This window comes from Streptosporangium sp. NPDC002607, assembly GCF_053592655.1.
Window position 1 is genome coordinate 125,648 of sequence record NZ_JBSFWD010000001.1, and the last position, 19,859, is coordinate 145,506.

Below are 19,859 nucleotides of genomic sequence, written 5' to 3' on the forward strand. Positions count from 1 at the left end.
GCCTCAAACACGAATATTCCGCCGAGCACGCCGGGGCTCGATCATAAGTCCCCCCGCGTCGCCCATGGCATGGCAAATGATTTTTACGCTTCCGCGGCTTCCGTGGCCGAGGCGGTTACCCACCGCCAAGGTCCTCGTTTTTCTGGCCCGGGTACGAAATCGGGGCCGGCGGTTCAACCGCCGGCCCCGATTTACCCGGAACTACTTGATCTTGACGACGACCGTCCCGGCCACCTTGTCGTGCAGCGCCTGCTGCAGGGGCTTGTCCCACAGCAGCCACAGCACGTTCACGAGGCTGAAGATGTTGACGATCCAGCCGAGGAGGGGGATCCAGCTCAGGAACTGCGGGCCGAAGAACACACCGCCGCGCTTGAGCGCGACGTCGGAGCTGAGCCCGCCCGGCGGCAGGGTGCTGCCGACGGGCACGATCTTGATGCCCATGACCATCTTGCCGACGGTCTGCCCACCCCTACTGATCATGAAGAACTCGTAGGCGAAATAGATCGCCGCGCTGACCAGGGAGACGAGAAGGCTCGCGAGGAAGACGCCGCTCCCGTCGGTGCTGGCGCCCGTCGCGAGGTTGAAGCTGGGAGCCGTCACCAGGAGGCCGGTCAGCACCGCACTGATGATCACCCCCGGGATCGCCAGAATGATCGCGTCGATGATCCGCGCCACCAGGCGCTGCCACCACTCGGCGAGCGGGCCGGGAGCGCCGGGGGGGCCGCCGTAAGGCTGGCCGTACCCCTGCTGCCCATAGCCGGGCTGCTGGCCGTAACCCGGCTGCTGGCCGTAGTCGGGCTGCTGCCCGTAACCGGGCTGCTGGCCATAGTCGGGCTGCTGCTGACCGTACTGCTGCTGCCCGTAACCCGGCTGGGACGGCTGCTGCTGCCCGTAACCGGGCTGCTGGCCGTAGCCGGGCTGCTGCTGACCGTACTGCTGCTGCCCGTAACCCGGCTGGGACGGCTGCTGCTGCCCGTAACCGGGCTGCTGGCCGTAGCCCGGCTGCTCGTGGGACGCCTGCTGCCCGTAGCCGGGCTGCTGACCGTACGCGCCGGTCCCGCCCTGCTGGCCATAGCCCTGCTGCTGGCCGTACGCGTCCGTCCCGCCCTGCTGACCGTACGACTGCTGCTGCCCATACCCCTGCTGGCCGTACGACTGCTGCTGCCCGTACCCCTGCTGCTGGCCGTAGCCCTGCTGACCATAGCCGGGCTGGGCCACCCCCGGGCCGGTGTTCGGCTGCGATCCCTCCGACCGATATCCCATGATCGTCACATCGGGGTCGAGTTCGCCAGGGGCTCGACCCTGGTTGTGCTGCCCGTAATCCGGCTGTCCCGAAGGTGTGCGACTGCGCTCGGGATCATCCTGTGGATACGGCGGCTGTCCGTTGCTCACCGCGTCACCTCACTTAGACTGCGCATGTGGCAAATGTCAGACGCACATGCTTGCTGCTGCACAAGGTATCGACATAGGAATCAACAGTCACCTTTCCAGTCAGTCATCTCTAAAGTCATCAGAGTCGGGCTCGTGTGTCAGGTGCAGCAGCATCCGGGTGTTTCCCAAGGTATTGGGCTTGACGTGCTCCAGATCAAGGAACTCCGCGACGCCCTCGTCGTAGGAGGCGAGAAGTTCGGCGTAGACCTCCGGGGCGACGGGTGTGCCCTGGATCTCCTGAAATCCATGCCGGGCGAAGAAGCCGACCTCGAAGGTCAGGCAGAAGACCCTGCGCAGGCCCAGCTCCGCGGCCGTGCGGATGAGCACCGAGACGATCCGATGGCCGATTCCCATTCCCCTGCGGGTCGGATCGACGGCAACGGTCCGAATTTCGGCAAGATCCTCCCAGAGAACATGAAGCGCCCCGCAGCCGAGGATTATCCCCTCCGCGTCAGTCGCGACCCAGAACTCCTGGATGTCCTCGTACAGGGTGACGGTGGCCTTCTCCAGCAGGCGCGGGCCGGCTCCACCGTAGGTGTCGACGAGCCGCCTGATGGCACGGACGTCCGGGGTGCGGGCACGGCGGACCGTGACCGCCGGGGTGGCGCCGGGAGCGGGTGACCCCCGCCCCTCTCCCTCGGATCCGGCTCGCCGCTCCCCCTCTTTCCCGGGATTCGCGAACGGCACGGGAGAATGCTCCGCAAGCTGCTCCATGACCGATCAGCGTACGTCCTCTCCGGCCTTCAATTACGGCTCATCCTTAACTCTCGCCCCGGGGGCATCACATGACCCTTGGTAGTTGGATTACCACGCTGGGCGCACGACGCCTCTAATGTGTCGCAGCTCATCTTTGGCACGGTCCCGGACCTGGGAAGACCCACGCCACGCCCGCCGCGAGGAAGGCAAAGGCAGCGTAATGGCCATGTTGATCATATTGGCATGTGATCTTTCCGTGACATTTCAGTTGCGAAACCTCTACTGAGTTCGCAGTTCTGGTTGAGCAGGAACCACGAGTGCACTAATCTCCGTGCTCGATGTCAGAGACGTAAAAGCCTGACCCGCCGAATCTCCCGACCAGGGGAACCGGGGACCCACCACGTCCTTCGGGGTGAATCCGAGTGCCACCGGCGCACCCGGTAGGGCTGCCTCCGGCCCGAACCCGTCAGCTAACCCGGTAGGCGGCCGAGGAGAGGAGCCCGTTGGTGAAGCGCATGCGCGACCGCGCAGGAGAGCACGCGGGCGGCGACGCCCGCTGTCGAGAACGCGCGGCGCGGAGGCGGAGTCGCCGCATGGCGGTCATCGGCCTGGCGTTCGCCATCATGACCCTCGGCACCCCCCTGGTCTCGGCCACGGCGGATCCCGAGCCCAGCCTCCAGCAACTGGCCAAGCAGGCCGAGAAGCTGCACGAGGAGATCGGCACGCTCGCCGAGCAGTACAACGGCGAGCGGGTCAGGCTCAAGCAGGCCCAGCGAGCCGCGGAAAGCGCCAAGAAGACCCTCGCGACGAGCGAGTCGGAGCTCGCGACCCGGCGCACCAAGGCCACCCTCCTCGCGCAGAGCAACTACATGTCCGGCGGCCTGAACTCCGGACTCGCCTTCACCCAGGCGACCGACCCCGACACCTTCCTCGACCAGGCCACCACCAACTACGCCCTCCAGCAGCAGCAGAGCGAGGAGGTCGCCCAGGTCGGCCGGGCGATCGAGGCCGCCGAGCGGGCACAGGCCAGCGCCAAGGCGAGGACCTCAGAGGTCAAGGTGCTCCTGGAGGAGATCGAGGGCAAGCGCAGCAAGATCGAGCGACTGGTCTCGCGGGTCGAGAGCGACCTGTTCAGCGAGGTGCGCACCAGGGCCGTCAGCAACAGGGGTGCCCGGGTGAAGGTCGACGTGCCCATCGTGGGCAGCGGCAAGGCGGCGGAGGCGGCCCGCTGGGCGCTCACCCAGCAACTCAAGCCGTACGTCTGGGGCGCCGAGGGCCCCAACTCCTTCGACTGCTCCGGGCTGGTCATGTGGGCCTACCAGAAGGTCGGCATCAGCCTGCCGCACTACACCGGCAACCAGTGGACCGCGGGCACCCACATCTCCAAAAACGACCTGCGCCCAGGCGACCTGGTCTTCTTCTACAGCGACCTGCACCACGTCGGGATCTACATCGGCGCGGGCCTGATGGTCCACGCGCCCCGGACGGGTGACGTCATCCACATCGCCACGATCGACAACCGGCCCTTCGCCGGCGGGGTGCGGATCGCCGACTGAGCGGCTGAGCCGGGCCGGTCACGGATCGCGAGCCGCCCGGCCCTTGGCCGGGCGGCGAATCCTGCCGTGCCGAGGGCCGGTCAGACGGGCACCCCGCAGACTTGCGCCCCTCGGACGATGCCCGCAGGTGCGGTGACCGACGGCAACGCGGTGAGGCGCCGTCTGACCGCGGTGGGCAGGACAGCCGAGGGGCAGGGTCTAGATCAGGCGGCGGCGGGCCGCCCAGGCCACGGCCTCGATCGCCGTGGCGACACCGATGCGGTCGCAGATGCCTCTGAGCCTGCGCCTGACGGTCCGGCCGCTGATATCGAGGCGGCGGCCCACCCTGTCGACGGTGACGCCCTTGGCGAGTTCAGCCAGCAGCACGAGGTCGTCGTCGCTGAGACCGATATCACTCATGCCCAGGGGGCTGTCGCCATGGCGAGAATCCACTTCTGGATATGCCATCAAGAGTCACTCCCCCCACTCTGGAAACCGGGCGCGAGACGCCGGAAATGAATACCGTCCGCCAGGAACGGTAAACGCCTTGTTCAAAGGTCGTCAAGTTCTACTCTTCATAGCGAGCGCCCACTATTGACATACTAGGTGCTACGTGAAGTACTCATGATATGTCAGTGCCTTTGGGGTTAAGTCACGACCGTGCCCCCGCACGAGCCCGCAGGTGCCCCCCTGGCTGCGACAACAGAAGTCCTGGCAGAACAAGGTTTCGCCGGAACCGCCGCGGCGGCGCGCACCCGCGGGGCCGCATCCTCGGTGGAAGCGAGCCACCCGTTTTTCCCCGGGAAAATCGATCTCTTCCTGGCGCTCTTCGACGGCCACGCCGTCTGGCGCCTTGACGGCACCTCGCGGAAAACTCTGAAATGGGAAGCCCGCAAGAGCACCTTTGCGGCATTAGCGAAGTATCGGGTGCCGACGACGGGCGTCAGGCGATATTGGACACGCTTAAAAGGGAGTTTCTGCGCTATGCAGAAAGCCGTCCGAAATTACACGGGGGAGCGTGAGCACGGACCCCGCGGTTTGCGGCCCATGGGGATTCGACCCGTCCGCCCAGGAATCGTCCGCCTGCCGTGCTCGCGCCCACGCGCGCCGGCGCGGAGCCGCGCGGGACGGTGAAGAGGTGCTCGCGAGGTGGTGAGGGCGCTACCCGGTACCGCCGACCGGGATTCGAAGGTGCGCGCCGAGCCCGACCGGCCCGCCCCGGGGATGCCGCCCCGGGCCGTCATCCGGGCTTCGATCCCGGCGGAGACGATCGCGCCGCCGGACCGCGCGGGACGAGGTCCCACGCGGTCCGGCGGCGCTGCCCGCAGACTCAGCCGGTCGGCTTGACCAGCGGGAACAGGATGGTCTCGCGGATGTTCTTACCGGTGAAGGCCATGATGAGGCGGTCGATGCCGAGCCCCAGGCCACCGGTGGGCGGCATCGCATATTCCAGTGCGGTGAGGAAGTCCTCGTCAAGCTGCATGGCCTCGGCGTCCCCGCCCGCGGCGAGCAGGGACTGCTCGGTGAGGCGGCGGCGCTGCTCGACCGGGTCGACCAGCTCCGAGTAGGCGGTGCCGAGCTCGGTGCCGAACCCGATCAGGTCCCACTTCTCGGTGAGGAGCGGGTTGTCACGGTGCTGGCGGGTCAGCGGGGAGGTCTCCACCGGATAGTCCATGACGAACGTGGGCTGGATGAGCGTGTGCTCGACGAGCGCCTCGAAGATCTCCTGGACGAGCTTGCCCTGGCCCCACTTGGCATCCCAGTGGATCTCCCGGGCGTCCGCGAGCTTGCGTACGTACTCCAGGGGCGTCGCGGTGGTGATCTCCTCGCCCAGTGCCTCCGAGACCGACCCGTAGAGGGTGATCCGCGGCCACTTCGCCAGGCCGAGGTCGATCTCCTGCCCCTGGTGGACGACCACGGAGTGGCCGAGGGCCGCCACGACCGCCTGCTGGATCATCCGCTGGGTCAGGTCGGCCATGTCGTTGTAGTCGAGATACGTGCCGTAGGCCTCAAGCATCGTGAACTCGGGGTTGTGCGTGGAGTCCGCGCCCTCGTTACGGAAGTTGCGGTTGATCTCGAAGACCTTCTCGATGCCGCCGACCACGAGCCGCTTGAGGTAGAGCTCGATCGCGATGCGAAGGTAGAGCTCCATGTCGTAGGCGTTGATGTGGGTCTTGAAAGGCCGGGCCGTGGCTCCGCCGTGGATCGGCTGGAGCATCGGCGTCTCGACCTCCAGGTAGCCCTCCTCGTGCCAGAAGTCACGGATGGACCGCACCACGGCGCTACGGGTGTAGGCCAGCTTCCTGGCCTCGTCGTTGACGATGAGGTCGACGTAGCGCTGGCGGACCCGCGCCTCGGGGTCGGTGAGCCCGGCGTGCTTCTCCGGCAGCGGGCGCAGGCACTTCGAAGTGATCGCCCAGCGGTCGGCGAGGATGGACAGCTCCCCCCTGCGGGAGGTGATGACCTCACCCTCGATGCCCACGTGGTCGCCGAGGTCGACGTCGCGCTTCCACGAGGCCAGTGCCTCCTCGCCCACCTTGTCCAGGGAGATCATGACCTGGAGATCGCCGGAGCCGTCGCGGATGGTGGCGAAGCAGAGTTTGCCACCGGTCCTGGACAGCATCACGCGGCCGGTGACACCCACCTTGTCGCCCGTCGCGGTGTCAGCGGAGAGATCGGCGTATTTCTGGCGGATCTCGGCGTTGGTCGCGGTGCGCGGGAAGTTCACCGGGTAGGGGTCGACGCCCTCGGAGCGGAGGCGGTCGAGCTTCTCCCGGCGCACGCGCATCTGCTCGGGCAGATCCTCGGCGGGGTTGGTCACTTCATCGGTCACAGTTCCAAAGGGTACCGATGTGGCGAACCTCGTGAGGTCGCCGACCGCCGGAGGCCGGAGAGGGCTCCAGGGCGCCGCGGTGCTCTCCGGGAACACGCGGCGCCCGCCGGCCGCGCACCGCGCTCAGAGCGGTGTCACAACGCTCTCAGGTGGCGTTGCGGTGGTAGATCAGGCGCAGCCCGATCAGCGTGAGCCAGGGTTCGTGCATGTCGATCGTGCGCGCCTCACCGGCCACCAGCGGCGCCGCGCTGCCGGTGGCGACCACCGTGACATCGTCGGGGTCGGTGGCGAGCTCGGCCGCCATCCGCTCGACGATCCCGTCCACCTGACCGGCGAAGCCGTAGATGATGCCGGCCTGAAGCGCCTCGACGGTGTTCTTGGCGATCACGGAGCGGGGGCGGACCAGCTCCACCTTGTGCAGCTGCGCTCCCGCCGCGGCGAGCGCGTCCACCGAGATCTGGATGCCGGGGGCGGTCACCGCGCCGACGTACTCCCCCTTGGCGGAGACGGCGTCGAAGGAGGTCGCGGTCCCGAAGTCGACGATGACGCACGGCCCGCCGTACAGCTGGATGGCCGCCAGCGCGTTGACGATGCGGTCGCTGCCGACCTCCTTCGGGTTGTCCATCCGGACCGGCACCCCGGTGCGGACGCCCGGCTCGACGATCACCGCCGTCACGTCGCCGTAGTAGCGGCGGCACATCTCGCGCATCTCGTTGAGCACCGACGGGACGGTGGAGCAGATCACGATGCCGTTGACGTCTGTGCCCTTGAGCAGCGGCGACTGCCCGAGCAACCCCTGGAGCACGACGGCGATCTCGTCCGCCGTACGCCGGGCGTCCGTGGCGATCCGCCAGTGCTCGATGACGTCCTCGCCCTCGAAGAGGCCGAGAACGGTGTGAGTGTTGCCGACGTCAATGGCAAGCAGCATCAGTTCCCCCGAAGGTCCAAGGCGATGTCCAGCGCCGGCGCCGAGTGCGTGAGCGCGCCCACGGCAAGGTAGTCAACACCTGTTTCGGCCACATCACGAGCGAGTTGGAGGGTCAGCCCTCCGCTGGACTCCAGCCGCGCCCTGCCGTCCACCAGCCGTACGGCCCGTACCAGCTCCTCGACCGTGAAATTGTCCAACAGGATCTCCTCCGCTCCCTCAGCCAGCACCGGCTCGATCTGGTCGATCCTGTCGACCTCGACCTCGATCGGCAGGCCGGGGTAGGCGTCACGAACCGCCCGGAACGCCTCGGCGACCCCACCGGAGGCCACCACGTGATTGTCCTTGATCAGCGCGGCGTCCGAAAGTGACATGCGGTGATTGATACCACCGCCGCACCGGACCGCGTACTTCTCCAGGGCGCGCAGTCCCGGCAGCGTCTTGCGGCTGTCCCTGATCCGGGCGCCGGTCCCCTCGACGGCCTGGACCCACCTACCGGTCAGGGTCGCGATACCGGACAGGTGGGTGAGCAGGTTGAGCGCGGTGCGCTCGGCGGTCAGCAGGTCCCTGGTGGGACCGGTGACGGTCATCAGCACGTCGCCCCCGGCGACGCGCTCGCCGTCCTTGACCCTGCGCTCGGCCGTCAGACGGCCTCCGCTGAGGTAGGAGAACGCGCCCTCGGCCACGGCCAGCCCCGCGACCACGCCGTCCGCGCGGGCGACCACGTCGGCGGTGTCGCGTCGGTCCGCCGGGATGGTGGCGATGCTGGTGACGTCACCCCCCGCCACGTCCTCGGCCGCCGCGGCCTCAAGGACCGCGACCACCCCGACCGGGTCAAGACCCGCCTCGGTGAGATCGTTCTCCACCTGCGGCGGCAGCACGGTCGCTCGCCGCCCGTGCGGTACGTATGTCATGGTCGGTCCCTCCGCTGTCAGGGTCACATCGAGGTGGCCCAGCCACAAGGCGTCGTCTCTCTCGGAAAAGTCCTCGCGCCAGTGCGACCCCCTGGTCTCCTGGCGGGCGCGGGCGGCCGCCACGAGCGCGGAGGCGACCGTCAGCAGGTTGGTGGTCTCCCACGACTCGGTACACGGCTCGACCGCCACCGGGGTCCACCTGAGGTTCAGCAGGGTCCTGGCGGCCTCTCCCAGCGACTCCCGGCTGCGCAGCACGCTCGCCCCCCGGCTCATGTGCCCCTGAATCCTGCCCCGGGCCCTGGGATCGATCAGGCCGGTGGGGCGGTCGTCGGGCACCGGTTCGCCGGCTACCGTCCGCCCTTCGCGGACATCGGCGTGGATGTCGGCGTGGATGTCGGCGGCGATGCGCCCGGCGAAGACCAGGCCCTCGAGCAGGGAGTTGGAGGCCAGCCGGTTGGCGCCGTGCACGCCGGTGCACGCGACCTCGCCGCAGGCGTACAGACCGGGCACGCTGGTACGGCCGCGCAGGTCGGTGCGGACGCCGCCGCTGGCGTAGTGGGCGGCGGGGGCGACGGGGATGAGCTGGGTGACCGGATCGACGCCGTGCTCCAGGCAGACCGCGTGAATCGTCGGGAAGCGGGTGCGCCACTTCTCCTCGCCGAAGTGGCGGGCGTCGAGATACACGTGGTCGGCGCCGGTGGCGCGGATCCACCGCATGATCGCCTTGGCCACGACGTCACGGGGGGCGAGGTCGGCCAGCTCGTGGACGTCCCGCATGAACCGGGTGCCGTCCGCGTCGACCAGTACCGCGCCCTCGCCCCTGACCGCCTCGGAGATCAGCGGCTGCTGGCCGCTCGCGTCCTCGCCGAGCCAGAACACCGTCGGGTGGAACTGGACGAACTCCAGGTCCCTGACGACGGCCCCCGCCCGCAGCGCGAGCGCCACCCCGTCTCCGGTGGAGACGACGGGGTTGGTGGTGGCGGCGTAGACCTGGCCCATGCCGCCGGTGGCCAGCACCACGGCCCTGGCCGTGACCGCGCCCACCCCGTCGCGCTCGCCCACGCCCATGACGTGCAGGGTCACCCCGGCGGCGCGCCCCTCGGCGTCCTTGAGGAGGTCGAGTACGAGGGCGTGCTCGATCACCTCGATCCCCGACTCCCGGACCGCCGCCACGAGTGCCCTCTGCACCTCGGCCCCGGTGGCGTCGCCGCCCGCGTGCACGATGCGATCGCGCCGGTGGCCACCCTCCCTGGTGAGCTGGAGCTCCCCGGCCTCGTCGGTGTCGAACCTGGCGCCCATCGCGATCAGGCCGCGCAGCGCGTCGGGCCCCTCGGTCACCAGGACCCGGACGGCCTCCTCGTCGCAGAGGCCCACCCCCGCGAGGAGCGTGTCGGACAGATGCTCGGCGGGGGTGTCCCGCGGATCGAGCACCGCGGCGATGCCGCCCTGGGCCCAGCGGGTGGACCCGGACGACAGGACGTCCTTGGTGACGACCAGGACCTTCGCCTCGGAGTCCAGCTCGGCGTACCGCAGTGCCAGGGTGAGACCCGCGATGCCGGAGCCCACCACGACCACGTCCGCCTGGACCGTCCATCCCGGAGCGGGAGCGGTCAACCTCTGGGGTATGGCCGGGATGCTCATTGCCGCCTCCTCGCGGAGTCATAGAGGCCGTTCATTTCGTCAGCGTGACGATAACGCCATCCCCGGCACGGCTGTTCCCCGGGGTAGGACATTTCACTCACTCCCGGAACCACAGTGCCTCTGGGCCGTGGGCGGCCGGAACGGGAACCCGCCGGCGGGAGATTCGCACGCGGGTGAGCGGTGCACCCGCCTGCCGGGCGCACGGCGAACCCCCGCGCGAGGAACCGGGCGCCACCGCGTCGCGGGAGAGCCTCCGGAACTCAGCGAAGGGTGAGCGTGACGTTGTCGATCAGCCGGGTGGACCCCACCCGCGCGGCCACCGCGAGGATCGCCTCGCCCGTGTGGTCGTCGCCGACCTCGGCGAAGGTCGCGGGGTCGACCAGGACCAGGTAGTCGACGGCCAGCGACGGCTCGGCCGCCAGAACGGCGAGCGCGGTCCGGCGGATCTCCGCCGGCGTGCGCTGCCCGGCCCCCGCGTTCAGAGCGCGGGACAGGGCCAGACCGGCCACCCGGTCCTCCGGCGACAGGTAGCGGTTGCGGCTGGACAGCGCCAGCCCGTCCGGCTCGCGGACCGTGGGCGCCCCGACGACGGAGACCGGCAGATTCAAATCGGCGACCATCCGGCGGATCATCGCGAGCTGCTGGGCGTCCTTCTGCCCGAACACCGCCACGTCCGGCTGGACCAGGTTGAACAGCTTCAGCACCACGGTCAGCATGCCGTCGAGGTGCCCCGGCCGGAACTCTCCCTCGACGATCGAGCCCATCTCCCCCGCGGAGACGCCGACCTGCCTGTCCGGCAGGTACATGTCCTCGACCGACGGGGCGAACACCACGTCCACCCCCTCGGCCTCGCAGACCTCCAGGTCGGCATCAAAAGTACGGGGATAACGGGAAAAATCCTCGTTTGGGCCGAACTGGAGCGGGTTCACGAAGATGCTCACCGCCACGTGGGCCGCCCTCTGCCGGGCCAGCCGGATGAGCGAGCGGTGTCCCTCGTGCAGCGCGCCCATGGTCGGCACGAGCGCCAGCGCGCTCCCACCCCCGGAGGCACCCACGCCGATCCCCAGGGCCTCCCGGGCCTTGAGCAGCCCTGCGCGGTCGTCCGCCACGATCAATGGAACCTCCCGGGGGTGCTCCGGCCGACCGGCCGGAGAGGGGTGACGTTCATCGAAATTCCTGGAGAGTGGAGACCCCCGACCTCAAGCGTACGGAGGGAGAGAACAGCACCGACCGGCTCCCCCCGGCAGACCGATCCCCTCCTCAGGCCGGCGGCCGGGGAGACCCACGGCGTCGACCGGCCCCTCGCCGGACCGGCACCCTCGTCAGGCCGGTCCCCTCCGCCATGTTCGGCGAGGAGACCGCCGGGTTCACCCGGCAGGTGAATCGTTTCCCTGTCACGGTTCCGGTGTTCGAAACGGTCAGGGCCTGGCCGCCGCTCCCCTCGGGGAGCGGCGAGTCATCGGATCGGTTTCCTCCGTCAGGCCGGTGGCCGAGGGAGGTCTCAGGTCCATACGTTGCCCCCCAGCGCGTCCAGAAGGCGTTCGGCGGCCTCGGGCTTGAGCAACCCGGCCGCCAGCGCCCGGTCGGCCGTGAGCCTGGCGAGCGCCACGTAGGCGTCCGCGGCCTCCGGGGCCGCGAGGATCAGCGCGTCCACGTGCCTGCGGACGGTACCCGCGTCACCGCGCACCACCGGGCCGGTCAGCCCCGAGATGCCGAGCCTCAGCACGTTCTCCAGCGCCGCGCCGAGCAGCGGGCCGAGCATCCGTCCCGGCTGCTCCACGCCGATCTTCTCCAGCAGCTCGGAGGACTCCGCGATGAGCGTCACCATGTGGTTGGCCGCTCCCGCGAGGGCCGCGTGGTAGAGCGGCCTGTCCTTGTCGGCGATCCAGACCGGCTCGCCCTCCATCTCGATGACGAGGGCCTCGGCCACCGGGCGGAGCCCTTCGGGCGCGGTCACCCCGTAGGAGATGCCGGTGAGGCGGCGCAGGTCGTCGTCACGGCCCGTGAAGGTCATCACGGGATGCAGCGCCAGCGGCAGCGCTCCGGCCTTGATCGCCGGATTGAGCACGGCCAGGCCGTACGCGCCGCTGGTGTGCGCCACCAGCTTGCCCCGCAGGTTCGCACCGGTCTCCACCAGGCCGGAGACCAGCTCGGGCAGCACGTCGTCGGGGACCGTCAGCAAGACGAGGTCCGCTCCGGCCACCACGTCCTCGGGCCGTACGGGGACGAGCCCGAGGCGCTCGACCGCACGCTCCCTGGAGGCGTCGGAGACACCGCTCGTCGCGACGATCCGGTGTCCCGCCCTGACGAGCGCCGCGCCGAGCGCCGAACCGACCCTGCCCGCTCCAACCACTCCGACGGCCAGCCGTGCCGGGCGATCGACTGCGTCCATGACGTCACGTCCTTCGACCATGTGGGGCTTCGTGCCTGATTGACCAGCGTAACGGGCCGCGCCGCCGCAACCGCGTCAAGACGCGGGTTCCGGCGCGACGGCCCTGTTCCACCCCGGGAGCCCGGAACCGGACCCCTGAGAGCGTATGAGACCCGCCAGAGGGCCGGAGAGTCCGGCTCACCCGGCGATCCAGGTGACAGCGCGTCAACCCCGCCGAGATCCCCGAACCGGGCGACACAGACCGTACGGGGTCCGCGCAGAGCCGGAAAACCCGGCCCACACGGCGATCCAGGTGGCGACGCGCCGACCTGGCATCAACAAAGATCATGCGAGCCGGTGACAGAATGCAGTCATGTACTCAGCCGAAGCGTCAGCGCGAGTTGATCTCGTTCCTCCGCCTCGGCGGGTAGCGTCTGAGAGTGTGTGGCTCACCTGGCGCGCCGCGATGGAGCACGCGCTCTACGGCGAGAGCGGTTTCTACCTCCGCGAACGACCCTCCAGTCACTTCCGGACCTCGGTCGGCGCCTCCCCCGTCTTCGCCGAGGCCGTGCTGCACGAGTTGACCTCGGTTGACGAGGTGCTCGGCGGCCCCGAGGTGCTCGACCTGGTCGACATCGGCGCCGGTGAGGGCTTGCTGGCGGCCGGGGTGCTCGCCGCCGCACCGCCCGCGCTGCGGTCGAGGCTCCGGGTGACCGCGGTGGACCTGGCGGCCAGGCCGCCGGCGCTGCCCGAGGAGATCGTCTGGGTAAGGGCCGCGCCGGACGGGATCTGCGGCCTGGTGATCGCCAACGAGTGGCTGGACAACGTTCCCGTCGACATCGTGGAGCAGACCGCCGACGGACCCCGGCTGGTCCTGGTCAACGTCACCGACGGTGAGGAGCGGCTCGGTGGCAGACCGGCCGAGGCGGATCTCGCGTGGCTGGCCCGCTGGTGGCCGATGCGCGCCACCGGTGAGCGGGCCGAGATCGGCAGGCCACGCGACCGGGCCTGGGCGTCGGTGATCGTACGGTTGGCACGCGGCCGGGCGATCGCGATCGACTACGCCCACTCCCTGGCCGACCGGCCGCCGTACGGCACGCTGGCCGGATACCGCGACGGGGCGATGGTCGCGCCGGTGCCCGACGGCTCGTGCGACATCACCGCCCACGTGGCGCTCGACGCCTGCGCGGCCGCCGGCGAGAGCGCCGGGGCCGTCACGACGGCGCTGACCACGCAGCGGGAGGCGCTGCGCGCCCTCGGCGTCACCGGGAACCGCCCGCCGGTCGAGCAGGCCAGGATCGACCCGCGCGGCTACCTGCACGCCCTCGCGCGGGCCTCCGAGGAGGCGGAGCTGATCGCCCCCGGCGGCCTCGGCGGCTTCGGCTGGCTCTCCCAGACCCGCCCCTGAAAAGACCGCCCACCCGCGGCGAACACCTCGAACGATCGCCCCCGACCCGCCCCTGAAAAGACCGGTCGGTCCCGGTGAACACCTCGAACCGATCGCCGCCGGGGCCCGGCGGCTCCGTCCGGCTCCGAAGGGGCCAAAGGACGACCTTCGACGACCGCCGGGCCGGTGGAAGGTCGCGCCCTTCCCGGTTTCCTTCGGAAGTGGCCCGATCCACCCGCCGGGGGGGGAGACCAAGCAAAGATCCTTTCGCCTCGTAGGGTCTATGCCATGAGCACTTCCCCGACACACGCCGTTCCCGCCGAACGTATGGCCTCTCTCCAGCTGGCCGTCCAGAACTCCGCCGCCTTCTGGACGGCTCTCGCCCAGACCCGGGGAAGCGAGCTGATCCGCCGCCCCGGCTTCCTCTGCTCGGACGGACGCGAGCGCGGCGGGCTGCGGATCCTGCTGCTCTCCCCGGACCCCGGTCCGGACGATCTCGCCGAACTGACGGACCTGGCCCGGCGCCGGCTTTCCGACGGGGTCGTCGTCGAGGATCCGTTCGGCTCGGTCGACATGAGCGCTCTGGGCCTGCCCTCGGGACAGCTTCCCGTCATGATCCGCCACCCCGGTCCGCTCCCCGCGCCACCGGCCGTGGAGGTCACCCACGTGGAGACGGTGGAGCAGCTGCGGACCGCGGAAGGCATCGTGGTCCACGGATTCCCGCTGACCAACTTCCAGCCCTACCGCCCGGGTGACGCCTTCTCCAAGGACCTGCTGGGCCACCCTGGAGTCGATCTGTTCCTCGCCGCGCGGGACGGGGTGCCTGCCGGGGCCTGCATGACCGTCGTCGACGGTACGGTCGGCGGGACCTACTGGGTGACCACCCTGCCCGAACACCGCTCCCACGGAGTCGGACGGGCGCTCATGCACGCGGTCCTGGCACACCTGGGGGACCTCCCCGCCACCCTGAGCGCGGCCAAGGCCGGCAAGCCGCTCTACGACTCCCTCGGCTTCGACACCATCACCGACGCGACCTGGTGGATGTGACCGGGCCCCGGGCAACGGAACCCCGCCTGGGAGCCGAGCTGCGGGACCGGCCAAAAGTACGGCCGAGACGGTGCGAACCCTGCTTTTGACCGATGCCCGGTACCGAACCGGGTCCGCAGGATGCCCCCATGCCAAACGAAGACTCCCCTCCGGTGCTGAAGGCCGAGGAACTGGCCGGGCATCACGGCGGCGGGCCGGCGCGCCCGCGTCGGGCCGACGGCCGAAAAACCCCCGCGACGTCCTCCCCCGGCCGCCCGCGTATCGCCGCGCTCGACGTACTGCGCGGGTTCGCGCTGTGCGGGATCCTGCTGGTCAACGTCAAGCCGATAGCCAACGTCGACGTCGGCCACGTCGTCGTGGATTCGCCGGCAGGCCCGGAGGGCGCGTGGCCGGGGCTGCTCCTCGATCAGCGCTTCTTCCCGATCTTCTCCCTGCTGTTCGGCATCGGCTTCTCACTGCTGCTGAACTCCGCCGTGGACCGCGCCGCCGCCCCTCGGACACTCCTGCTCCGCCGGCTCCTGGTGCTGCTCGGGATGGGCCTGGCACACATGTTCCTGCTGTGGCGGGGCGACATCCTCACCGTCTACGCCGTCATCGGCCTGCTGGTGCTGCTGCCCTCGACCTGGCTGCCCCGGTGGGCCGTGGCCGGCCTCGCCCCCGTGCTCCTCGCGGCACCGTTGATCGCCGGCCAGAACGGGATCGTGCTGGTCCCCGGGCTGTTCCTGCTGGGCTCGGCCCTGGTCGGGTACGGGGTGATCGACCGGATGGAGCAGTCCACCCGGGTACCGGCCGTGCTGGGCCTGGTCTTCGCGGCGGGGGCGGTGCCCGCCCTGTGGTGGCAGGTCGGCCTGGCCGGCGACACGAACGACCCGGGTTTCGGCCTCTCGATGGCCGTGGCCGGATTGCTGCTCGCGGGAGTGTACGTGTGCGTGCTGCTGGTCCTGCTCAGGACTCCGCTCCGACCGGCGCTGCGGGCCGTCTTCGCACCACTGGGCCGGATGGCGCTGACCAACTACCTGACCGCCACGATCCTGGTGCTGGCGACCGGTCGCGTCCTTGGCGGCTCGCCGGAGAGCTGGTCCCCGGCGACCGTGTTCCTGATCGCCGGCGCCATCCTCTCCGCCCAGTGGCTCCTCTCCACCCTCTGGCTACGCCGATACCGCTACGGCCCCCTCGAATGGCTCTGGCGCTGGGCCACCTGGGCCCAGCGCCCGCCCTTGCGCCGCTCCCCCTGACGGCACCGCGCGCGAGCCGGTTCAGACCCGCACGTCGAGGGCGGTGAGGCCACGGATGACGTACCCAGGGCCCCAGCCGGGCTCGGTGGCGAGTTCCAGCTTCGGCGCCTTGCGGAGCAGGGCGCCGAAGGACTCGATCAGTTCGATCCTGGCCAGGGGGGCGCCCAGGCAGAAGTGGATGCCCGCGCCGAAGGAGATGTGCGGGTTGTCCACCCGGCCGACGTCGAAGCGGTCGGGGTCGGCGAAGACCTCGGGGTCCCGGTTGGCCGAGCCGAACAGCAGCGCCACCTCGGTGCCGCGCGGGATGTCCACCCCGCCGACGGTGATGTCCTCCAGGACCCAGCGCTCGAACATCTGCAGCGGGGTGTCCCAGCGCATCATCTCCTCGATCGCGGTGGGCAGCAGGCCGTGGTCGGCACGGAGCCGCTCCAGCTCGCCCGGGTTGCGGAAGAGCGACCACCATCCATTGCCCGTGACGTTGACCGTGGCCTCGTGCCCGGCGTTGAGCAGCAGCACGCAGGTGCCGACCAGCTCCTCCTCGGTGAGCTTGTCGCCCTCCTCGGCCACCAGGGCGAGCGCGCTGATCAGGTCGTCGCCGGGGTTCGCCCGGCGGGCGCGGGCCAGCTCGACGAGGTAGGCGGAGAACTCCTCGGCCGCGCGTACCGCGGTGTGCTGGGCCTCGACGGAGGGGTTCAGCTCGTACATCCCGCAGATGTCGGCGGACCAGGGGCGCAGCAGGTGCCGGTCGGCCTCGGGCACGCCGAGCATCTCCGCGATCACGGTCACCGGGAGCGGCTCGGCGACCTCGGAGATCAGGTCTCCACCGCCGCGCTCGACGAAACGGTCCACCAGTCCCCCGGCGATCTCGGCGACCTTGGGGCGGAGCGCCTCGACCATGCGCGGGGTGAACGCCTTGGAGACCAGGCGCCGGAGCCGGGTGTGCACCGGCGGCTCGACGTCGAGCATCCCGGCCCTGACCACCCGCCAGAACGGGTCCTGGAACTCGGGGTCGTCGGGCCTGCCGAACTCGGCGTGGGTCGCCACGTGCAGGTAGGAGCGGCCGAGCCGGCGGTCGCGCAGCAGCGCGTTGACGTCGGCGTGCCGGGCGACCAGCCACTGGCCGGTCGGTTCAAAGAAGCTGACCGGCCGCTGCCGCCTCAGCTCGTCGTAGACGTCGTACGGATGGGCGACGAATTCCGGATTCCAGGGATCAAAGCGCACACGGACATCGTAATGTCGCCCCATGCGTAAATTGCCTGTTCCGCCCCCTGGAGCTGGGCAGACGGATGCCCGGTGGCCCCACGACGGGTGAGAGCGCCATCGCCTGAGGCTGAGCCGTCTGCCGACGCTCGACAGCCCGCCACAGGCCGCTACACCTCGGTCGGGCTGCCCGACTTCTCGGGCTGGGCCGTCTTGGTGCGCAGCCGGATGTTCAGCAGCTCCACGATGAGCGAGAAGGCCATCGCGAAGTAGATGTAGCCCTTGGAGATGTGCTGCCCGAGGCCCTCGGCGATCAGCACGACGCCGATCAGCACCAGGAACGACAGGGCGAGCATCTTGATGCTCGGGTGCTTGTCCACGAAGCGGCTGATCGGGCCCGAGGCGAAGAGCATCACCAGGACCGAGACGATCACGGCCGCGACCATGACACCGAGCTGGTCGACCATGCCGACCGCGGTGATGACCGAGTCGAGGGAGAAGATGATGTCCAGCAGCATGATCTGGGCGATCACCGAGCCGAAGGAGGCCGCGGCCTTGGCGCTGCCGTGCCCGGTCTTGCCCTCGATGCTGTCGTGCATCTCGATGACGCTCTTGCCCAGCAGGAAGAGACCACCGGCGAGCAGGATGAGATCCCGTCCCGAGATCGGCTGACCGAGGACCTCGAAGAGCGGCGATGTGAGTTTCACCACCCACGCCAGCGCCAGCAGCAGCGCCAACCGGCTGACGAGGGCCGCGAGGAGGCCCAGCCTGCGCGCCTTGTCGCGCTGCTCGGGCGGGAGCTTTCCGGCCAGGATCGAGATGAAGATGATGTTGTCGATGCCTAGCACGATCTCCAGGGCGACGAGGGTGATGAACCCTATCCAGATCTCCGGGTTGGTCACCCAGTCCAACATCTGAGCCTCCAGCTCGTCCTACTTGATCACTGCCGGCACGACGAGATCCGTCGTTCGGCGTTATTCAGCCACTACCAGGACAAACATCACCCGCCGCCAGGCGCCACCCGGCTCACTGCCCAGACGAACGGGACTCCTCATGAGTTCCCGAACATGAGAGACAGCACTTGCGAATTCCCGCCAGACGTCGGTTATAGTTCCCCCGTAGGTCATGAGTGCCAGTGACAAGCCCCGGCTCGCTGGCCGGCAACCCTCGCGTCCGCGGCGGGGTGCCCCGGGTGAGGACCTGGTCCGGCACGAGGTGTGCCGGGCAAGCGCGGGCTCCAGGCACCTATGCCATGGGTTGGGGTCCGATGACCTCGAAGGAGCCCTGGCGTGTCCGCACTGACGATCCTCACCGCCACAGCCGCCGACGCAGCCGACGCGGCCACCCCCACGACCGCCCTCGGGACCACCCCGGTGACCGTCCCCGCGACCCGTACGTCCGGCGACCGGCCGATCCCCGCCGTGCTCGGCTCCGACCTGGAGGTTCCGGTCAGGGGCGGCAGGCTCGTCCGCTACGCCAACCTCGACTACGCCGCGAGCGCCCCCTGTCTGGAGCCGGTGAGCGCCGCCGTCGCCGCCGCGCTCCCGGCGTACTCCAGCGTCCACCGAGGCGCCGGGTACGCGTCCCAGCTGACCACGGCCCGCTACGAGCAGGCCAGGCAGACGGTACGCGCCTTCGTCGGTGCCCGTCCCGACGACTCGGTGATCTTCACCAGGAACACCACGGACGCGACCAACCTGCTGGCCCGCAGCCTGCCCGAGGGCACCACCGCCGTGGTCTTCGAGACCGAGCACCACGCCTCGCTGCTGCCCTGGGAGCGCGCCCTGCGGCTGCCGGCCCCGGCCTTCCCCGGCGAGGCGGTCCGCGCCGCAGACGAGGCCCTGGCCTCGGTCGAAGGTCCCAAGCTGCTGGTCGTGACCGCCGCCTCCAACGTCACCGGGGAGCTCTGGCCGATCGCCGCGCTGGCCCACATCGCCCACCGCCACGGCGCCCGCGTCCTCGTCGACGCCGCGCAGCTCGTCCCGCACCGCCGCCTCAACCTGACCGCGCTCGACCTGGACTACGTGGTCTTCTCCGGCCACAAGCTCTACGCCCCGTTCGGCACCGGCGCGCTGATCGGCCGTTCCGACTGGCTGGCCGACGCCGAGCCGTACCTGCGGGGCGGCGGGGCGGTGAAGGCGGTGAACGACGACGAGACCGAGTGGCACGACGACCCCGAGGCCCGCCACGAGGCCGGAACCCCGAACGTTCTGGGCGCCATCGCGCTGGCCGCGGCCTGCGACGCCCTGACCGCCACCGGCTGGACCCCGCTGGTCCGCGAGGAGGAGCGCCTCCTCGACCGGCTGCGCGCGGGCCTCGCCTCCGTCCCCGGCGTGCAGGAGCTGTCCCTGTGGGGGCCCGACCATCCGCGCGTCGGCATCGTCTCCTTCGTGGTGGACGGCCGCACCGCCCGCGAGGTCGCCGAGGCCCTGGCCGGCGACTACGGCATCGGCGTCCGGGACGGCAAGTTCTGCGCCCACCCCTTCGTACGGCACCTGCTGGACGCCAAGGACGGCGGCTGCGACGACCCCACCGCCTCCGCGGTGCGCGCCTCCATCGGCATCGGCACCACCTCCGAGCACGTCGACCGGCTGATCACCGCACTGCGGGATCTTGCCTCGCGCGGCTGACGTGACAGCATAGG

Annotated in this window: 15 protein-coding genes and 2 riboswitches; of the genes, 5 read left to right on the plus strand and 10 right to left on the minus strand. The window is 70.0% G+C overall.

Going from position 1 to position 19,859, the window contains the following annotated elements; all coding sequences use genetic code 11:
* Positions 1 to 201: 201 nt before the first annotated feature.
* Together ACWD3H_RS00595 and ACWD3H_RS00600 are read right to left on the minus strand one after the other, a co-directional pair.
* Positions 202 to 1,263, minus strand: coding sequence for an RDD family protein (locus ACWD3H_RS00595; protein ID WP_451953518.1), 1,062 nt, complete (start codon positions 1,261 to 1,263; stop codon positions 202 to 204).
* A 228-nt stretch (positions 1,264 to 1,491) separates the two neighbouring features.
* The gene (locus ACWD3H_RS00600) at positions 1,492 to 2,145 is read right to left on the minus strand and encodes an amino-acid N-acetyltransferase (protein ID WP_451953519.1); all 654 of its coding nucleotides are present in this window, start codon (positions 2,143 to 2,145) and stop codon (positions 1,492 to 1,494) included.
* Between the two features lie 335 nt (positions 2,146 to 2,480).
* Positions 2,481 to 2,628: riboswitch (cyclic di-AMP (ydaO/yuaA leader) on the plus strand.
* A 92-nt stretch (positions 2,629 to 2,720) separates the two neighbouring features.
* Between ACWD3H_RS00600 and ACWD3H_RS00605 the strand changes: the two genes are divergently transcribed.
* On the plus strand, positions 2,721 to 3,683 hold the full coding sequence (locus ACWD3H_RS00605) for an NlpC/P60 family protein (protein WP_451953520.1): 963 nt from the start codon (positions 2,721 to 2,723) through the stop codon (positions 3,681 to 3,683).
* A 198-nt stretch (positions 3,684 to 3,881) separates the two neighbouring features.
* Here ACWD3H_RS00605 and ACWD3H_RS00610 read toward each other — a convergent pair whose 3' ends face one another.
* The 6 genes from ACWD3H_RS00610 to ACWD3H_RS00635 form a co-directional block, all read right to left on the minus strand.
* Positions 3,882 to 4,082, minus strand: coding sequence for a helix-turn-helix domain-containing protein (locus ACWD3H_RS00610; RefSeq protein ID WP_030905642.1), 201 nt, complete (start codon positions 4,080 to 4,082; stop codon positions 3,882 to 3,884).
* Between the two features lie 910 nt (positions 4,083 to 4,992).
* Positions 4,993 to 6,495, minus strand: coding sequence for a bifunctional lysylphosphatidylglycerol synthetase/lysine--tRNA ligase LysX (gene lysX / locus ACWD3H_RS00615; protein WP_451953521.1), 1,503 nt, complete (start codon positions 6,493 to 6,495; stop codon positions 4,993 to 4,995).
* Positions 6,496 to 6,640: 145 nt separating this feature from the next.
* Positions 6,641 to 7,423: a type III pantothenate kinase gene (locus tag ACWD3H_RS00620; protein ID WP_355567723.1), complete on the minus strand. Its 783-nt coding sequence runs from the start codon at positions 7,421 to 7,423 to the stop codon at positions 6,641 to 6,643.
* Positions 7,423 to 9,975, minus strand: a complete 2,553-nt coding sequence (locus tag ACWD3H_RS00625; protein ID WP_451953522.1) for an L-aspartate oxidase — start codon at positions 9,973 to 9,975, stop codon at positions 7,423 to 7,425. The genes ACWD3H_RS00620 and ACWD3H_RS00625 overlap by 1 nt, the downstream gene beginning before the upstream one ends.
* 260 nt (positions 9,976 to 10,235) lie before the next feature.
* Positions 10,236 to 11,063: a pantoate--beta-alanine ligase gene (gene panC, locus ACWD3H_RS00630; RefSeq protein ID WP_355567729.1), complete on the minus strand. Its 828-nt coding sequence runs from the start codon at positions 11,061 to 11,063 to the stop codon at positions 10,236 to 10,238.
* Positions 11,064 to 11,476: 413 nt separating this feature from the next.
* Positions 11,477 to 12,367: a Rossmann-like and DUF2520 domain-containing protein gene (locus ACWD3H_RS00635; RefSeq protein ID WP_355567717.1), complete on the minus strand. Its 891-nt coding sequence runs from the start codon at positions 12,365 to 12,367 to the stop codon at positions 11,477 to 11,479.
* Between the two features lie 421 nt (positions 12,368 to 12,788).
* On the opposite strand from ACWD3H_RS00635, the gene ACWD3H_RS00640 reads away from it, so the two are divergent.
* The 3 genes from ACWD3H_RS00640 (at position 12,789) to ACWD3H_RS00650 (ending at position 16,015) form a co-directional block, all read left to right on the plus strand.
* A complete protein-coding gene (locus tag ACWD3H_RS00640) occupies positions 12,789 to 13,754 on the plus strand; it encodes an SAM-dependent methyltransferase (protein WP_355567714.1) in 966 nt (321 codons plus the stop codon).
* Between the two features lie 267 nt (positions 13,755 to 14,021).
* Complete coding sequence (locus ACWD3H_RS00645) at positions 14,022 to 14,780, plus strand: GNAT family N-acetyltransferase (RefSeq protein WP_451953523.1); 759 nt, start codon at positions 14,022 to 14,024, stop codon at positions 14,778 to 14,780.
* A 128-nt stretch (positions 14,781 to 14,908) separates the two neighbouring features.
* Positions 14,909 to 16,015, plus strand: a complete 1,107-nt coding sequence (locus tag ACWD3H_RS00650; RefSeq protein WP_355567708.1) for a DUF418 domain-containing protein — start codon at positions 14,909 to 14,911, stop codon at positions 16,013 to 16,015.
* A 21-nt stretch (positions 16,016 to 16,036) separates the two neighbouring features.
* Here the strand turns inward: ACWD3H_RS00650 and ACWD3H_RS00655 are convergent, their stop codons facing one another.
* Together ACWD3H_RS00655 and ACWD3H_RS00660 are read right to left on the minus strand one after the other, a co-directional pair.
* On the minus strand, positions 16,037 to 17,236 hold the full coding sequence (locus ACWD3H_RS00655; protein WP_350925607.1) for a cytochrome P450: 1,200 nt from the start codon (positions 17,234 to 17,236) through the stop codon (positions 16,037 to 16,039).
* A gap of 149 nt (positions 17,237 to 17,385) precedes the next feature.
* The gene (locus ACWD3H_RS00660; RefSeq protein ID WP_451953524.1) at positions 17,386 to 18,129 is read right to left on the minus strand and encodes a TerC family protein; all 744 of its coding nucleotides are present in this window, start codon (positions 18,127 to 18,129) and stop codon (positions 17,386 to 17,388) included.
* 207 nt (positions 18,130 to 18,336) lie between these two features.
* Positions 18,337 to 18,452: riboswitch (SAM riboswitch) on the plus strand.
* 52 nt (positions 18,453 to 18,504) lie between these two features.
* On the opposite strand from ACWD3H_RS00660, the gene ACWD3H_RS00665 reads away from it, so the two are divergent.
* Positions 18,505 to 19,845 (plus strand): aminotransferase class V-fold PLP-dependent enzyme, encoded by a 1,341-nt coding sequence (locus ACWD3H_RS00665; RefSeq protein ID WP_451953525.1) that lies wholly within the window; start codon positions 18,505 to 18,507, stop codon positions 19,843 to 19,845.
* The last annotated feature ends 14 nt before the right edge of the window (positions 19,846 to 19,859 follow it).